General features: G+C 44.5%; 2 protein-coding genes. One reads left to right on the top strand and one right to left on the bottom strand.

Going from position 1 to position 1073, the window contains the following annotated elements:
- The coding region (locus KIV40_RS29940; protein ID WP_285352906.1) for a LysE family translocator at positions 1-466 on the top strand (466 nt) is incomplete at its 5' end.
- A gap of 24 nt (positions 467-490) precedes the next feature.
- On the opposite strand, the gene KIV40_RS29935 is transcribed toward KIV40_RS29940, so the two are convergent.
- Positions 491-823 carry a DUF1294 domain-containing protein gene (locus KIV40_RS29935; protein ID WP_285352907.1) on the bottom strand — a complete coding sequence of 111 codons (333 nt, stop codon included), beginning with the start codon at positions 821-823 and terminating at the stop codon, positions 491-493.
- Positions 824-1073: the final 250 nt, after the last annotated feature.

Below are 1073 nucleotides of genomic sequence, written 5' to 3'. Positions count from 1 at the left end.
TCCACACATGCTTGGGATCGCGCTCGGCTTTGCCGTTATGCTGTTATTGGTCGGCTTTGGCCTGATGGGCTTGTTCCACAGCTTCCCTATTATTCATCAAGTGTTGAAATACCTGAGCTTGGCTTATCTCGTTTATTTAGCGATTAAGATTGCGACGAGCGGTAAAGCAGAAGAGAAAGAGAGCTACAAGCCGATGTCATTTCTGGCAGCTGCGAGCTTCCAATGGGTAAACCCAAAAGGCTGGTCAATGGCATTAACAGCGATTTCAGTTTATAGCACAGGCAGCTCTTGGATTGAATTGGCCATCATCGCGGCCATCTTTACCCTTGCTAACCTTCCATCAGTCACCTTTTGGACTGCAGCAGGAAAGCAACTGCAACACTGGCTGACCACGCCACTGCGTATCAAAGGCTTTAACTACGCAATGGCATTGTTACTTTTGGTTTCAACCGTACCAATGATCTAAGCACATTCGATAATACGAACCCGTTTATAGCCAACTAGAAAGCATCTCATGCGGCAATGCCACAATAGCTTGTCCATGAGGTGTTAACGTCCAGACAAAGGCCAAGATATTCAGACCGATACACATAAAGAACACGGTTTTGAATGGCTGCTTCTGAGTCTTATGTCGAAACTGCTGCTGAGCAATCAAAGCCCCTAACCAACCACCAAATAATGCCAGTAAATGCAACGTTTTCTCTGGTACTCGCCACTCCCCTTTGATTGCCGCTCGCTTATCTTTAGGGTAAGCCAAGTAGGTGCTAACACTCACCAACAGATACAACGCCAACATCACGCTTGAGCTTGGATAAAACCACATCGACAAGCCGACGATAAAGAGGTAAGTGAATGCAATTTTCAATGATGATGACAAGGTTGAAAAACTACGCCCTTAATTCTTGATTGAAGGATGAGTAACTAGCCTGATATTTACGCTAGCCTACTCGCCTCATCCCTACATAACATGATGGAAGTTAAGGAATTATAACCATGTACAATAAAAAACATACCATCTATCAAGTCTTTCCACGTTTGTTTGGTAACCAAAACACCAATAACAAACCTTGGGG

The organism is Vibrio sp. D173a, assembly GCF_030248475.1.
Note: the sequence above shows the minus strand (reverse complement) of the source record. Positions and strands in the feature narration are given on the sequence as shown.

Excerpts from the sequence above, each read along its gene's own strand:
- KIV40_RS29935 (WP_285352907.1), bottom strand. The coding sequence starts at position 823 with ATGTGGTTTTATCCAAGCTCAAGCGTGATGTTGGCGTTGTATCTGTTG.